The organism is Microbacterium sp., from assembly GCF_031178525.1.
In the GTDB taxonomy this organism is placed as follows: Bacteria; Actinomycetota; Actinomycetes; order Actinomycetales; family Microbacteriaceae; genus Microbacterium.
Genome location: NZ_JAPSJA010000291.1, coordinates 1 through 2,932, shown reverse-complemented (window position 1 = coordinate 2,932; position 2,932 = coordinate 1). Strand labels below are relative to the sequence as shown.

General features: G+C 72.4%; 3 protein-coding genes. All 3 read right to left on the bottom strand.

The window, feature by feature from the left end; genetic code table 11:
• Positions 1–726, bottom strand: a 726-nt coding sequence (locus tag RIF89_RS13335) for a hypothetical protein (RefSeq protein ID WP_309069578.1), incomplete at its 3' end; no start/stop codon positions are given.
• Between the two features lie 46 nt (positions 727–772).
• The gene (locus RIF89_RS13330; protein WP_309069577.1) at positions 773–1,624 is read right to left on the bottom strand and encodes a transposase; all 852 of its coding nucleotides are present in this window, start codon (positions 1,622–1,624) and stop codon (positions 773–775) included.
• A 96-nt stretch (positions 1,625–1,720) separates the two neighbouring features.
• A partial coding sequence (locus RIF89_RS13325; RefSeq protein WP_309069576.1) for an ABC transporter ATP-binding protein occupies positions 1,721–2,932 on the bottom strand: 1,212 nt, incomplete at its 5' end.

Genomic DNA, 2,932 nt, shown 5'->3' with positions numbered 1-2,932 from the left:
GAATCGCTCGCCCGCGGGGCGAACGTCGAGGTGCGTCGCCTCGAAGCCCGCGTCGTGCAGCCACGCGGCCATGTCGTAGTCGCCGTTCGAGTCTCCCGCCGTGAACCAGCGGTGCGGCATATCCATACGGGAGCCGACCAGCCGCATCGCGCGCTCCGCGCCGAGCGCCTTGCCCGCCGTGCGGTGCTCGAGGTCGATCGAGATGATCGTCGGCACGGTGTGGAAGCGCTCCGCGAGGCCGAGAGTGCTGATCGCCTCGTTCAGCCGCGCGGTCACCTCCGGCTGGCGTGCGAGGTAGTCGTCGTTGGCGACGTCGAGGTTCTGCTCGAGCGACACCATGGTGCGCTTGGTGTCGTCCCAGAACATCAGGTCCCGGTGCTCGTCAGCGATCGTCCTGCACTCCGCAGCGAGATCCGCCGGGACGGCGATGGCATCGTCGATGTCGACATCGCCGATCCGTCCGTCCGACACGGTGAACCACGTGGCGCCCTTCTCGCCGATCCCCCAGACGGGCGCGTCGCCGGCGAGACCGGCGCGCACGAGCGCGGGGATGACCTGCGCCGCGAGGAACTCGTCCGAGCGTCCCGTGTTGAACACCACGGGACATCCGGCGTTCGCGATCGCGACCAGGTCGTGGGCGATCGAGGGGACGCGGATCGAGCGGGTCACGGTGCTCGCGAGCGGGCCGTCGACGTCGAGAAGGAGTCCGTAGGGCGCGGGGGTCATGCGCACCATCCTCGCGGATCCCTCCGCATGGCCGCACACAGTCCGCTCAGGCTTCCAGCGCGCGGCGCGCGTCCTCGAGTGCGGATTCGGCCTCGGCCGTCTGCCGCTCGGCGTCGTCCCGTTCGCTTTCGAGGGCGGGGCCGGCCGCGTGCAGGCGCTCGAGCGCCCGCTCGGTCGCCTCGAGCTCCGCGCGCAGCTCGTCGCGGCGCGTGCGCAGCTCGGCCTCACGGCGGTCGTGCTCGTCCGCGCGCCGCCGCGCATCGGCAAGCTTCTCGCGGAGCCGCTCGAGAGTCTGCTCCGCGTTCTTCACGGCGCGCTCGGCAGCGCGTCGTGCACGTCGCGCGGCGAGCTCGTCCCCTCCCGATTCCGGAGCGGGGGAGCCGTCCGGCGCGGGTCCCGCCACGGCGTCGGTCAGATCGACCGGATCAAAGCCGACGGCCTCCAGCGCGCGGATCAGCCGGCCGGAGGTCACGGCGGCGGCGGCGTCCGCGTCGGCCATGGCCGCCTGCAGCGTCTGGGACACCTCGTCCAGCACCGCGCTCGGTGCGTTCACCTCGTGCTGGCGTGCGAGAGACGCGCCCTCCTTCGCGAGTGCGGCCGTCAGCGCTCGCCGATCTCGCGTCAGCTGCGCGAGCGTCCGCGCATCCAGGTCCTGCTGGGCTTCGCGCAGTTCGGCGCCGAGCTCGAGCACCTGGGTGAGGCGATCCGAGCGGTGCCGCACGAGCTGGCCCACGATCCAGGCGGGCGCCGATGCGCGTCGCAGCTGCGAGATGCGCTTCGCGAGCGCGGCGTCCTCGCCCTTGACGGCCTTCGCGCGCGCGTTGCGCTCAGCCGTGAAGCGCGCGGGCGGCAGGTCGTACAGCTCCCACGCGACGCCGATCAGCGGATCCTCTGCCATGGGTCGATCCTGCCGCAGCTGATCGGGTTCGGCGAACGTCGTCGGGCGGCCCGCCGCCGCCCGCGTCTCACGGGCGGCGGCGGCGGGGTCGCTGTCTCAGCCGCGCGCGGCGCGGCGTGCGGCCTGCTCCACGGGGTCCGGCACCGGCAGCGATGCGATCAGGCGGCGGGTGTAGGCGTCCTGCGGGTCGCCCAGCACCTGCGCGGTCGGTCCCTGCTCCGCGATGCGGCCCTGGTGCAGCACGACGACCCGGTGCGCGAGCAGGTCGACCACCGCGAGGTCGTGGGTGATGAACAGCGCCGCGAACCCGAAGCGCTCCTGCAACTCGGTGAACAGGTCGAGCACGCGCGCCTGAACCGACACGTCCAGCGCGCTGGTGGGCTCGTCCGCGATCAGCAGCTGGGGATCGAGCGCGAGGGCGCGCGCCAGCGATGCGCGCTGGCGCTGTCCGCCCGACAGCTCGTGCGGGTACCGGTCGCCGAAGTCGGCGGGCAGCTGCACGGCCTCCAGCAGCTCGTCGACCCGGTCCCGCGCATCGGCGGCGTTCTTGGCGATGCCGTGCACCACGAAGGGCTCGGCGACGCACTGCGCGATGGTCAGGAGCGGATTGAAGCTCGATGCCGGGTCCTGGAACACGAAGCCGAGCTCGCGACGCTTGGCGCGGAAGGCGCGCTCGCGCATCCCGAGCATCTCGTGCCCGAGCACGCGCAGCGAGCCGCCCGTCACGGGCGCGAGGCCCGCGATCGCCCGGCCGATCGTGGTCTTGCCCGAGCCCGACTCACCCACCAGGCCCAGCACCTCACCGGGACGGATCTCGAAGTCGACAGCCTGCACGGCCTTGAACGCCTTGCGTCCGAGCCGGCCCGGGTACTCGATCTCGAGTCCGCGCGCCTGCACGATCGGCTCGGCCGTCGCGTCCCCCGTGAACACGCGGTCCGCGATCTCGAGCCGCGGCACGGCGCCGAGCAGACGCCGCGTGTACTCGTGCTGCGGCGTGGCGAACAGCTCTGTCGCTGGCGCGGTCTCCACGATGTCGCCGAGGTACATGACGGCGACGCGGTCGGCGAGGTCGGCGACGACGCCCATGTTGTGCGTGATGAGCAGGATCGCGGTGCCGAACTCGTCGCGGCACAGGCGCAGCAGATCGAGGATCTCCGCCTGCACGGTCACGTCCAGCGCGGTCGTCGGCTCGTCGGCGATGATCACGGCCGGATCGAGCGCGAGCGCCTGCGCGATCACGATGCGCTGCTTCTGGCCGCCCGAGAACTGGTGAGGGTAGTCGTCGACCCGCTTCTCGGGCTCGGGGAT

What these genes read in the sequence shown, in the direction of transcription:
- RIF89_RS13330 (WP_309069577.1), bottom strand. Translation starts at nt 1,624, where the DNA reads ATGGCAGAGGATCCGCTGATCGGCGTCGCGTGGGAGCTGTACGACCTG.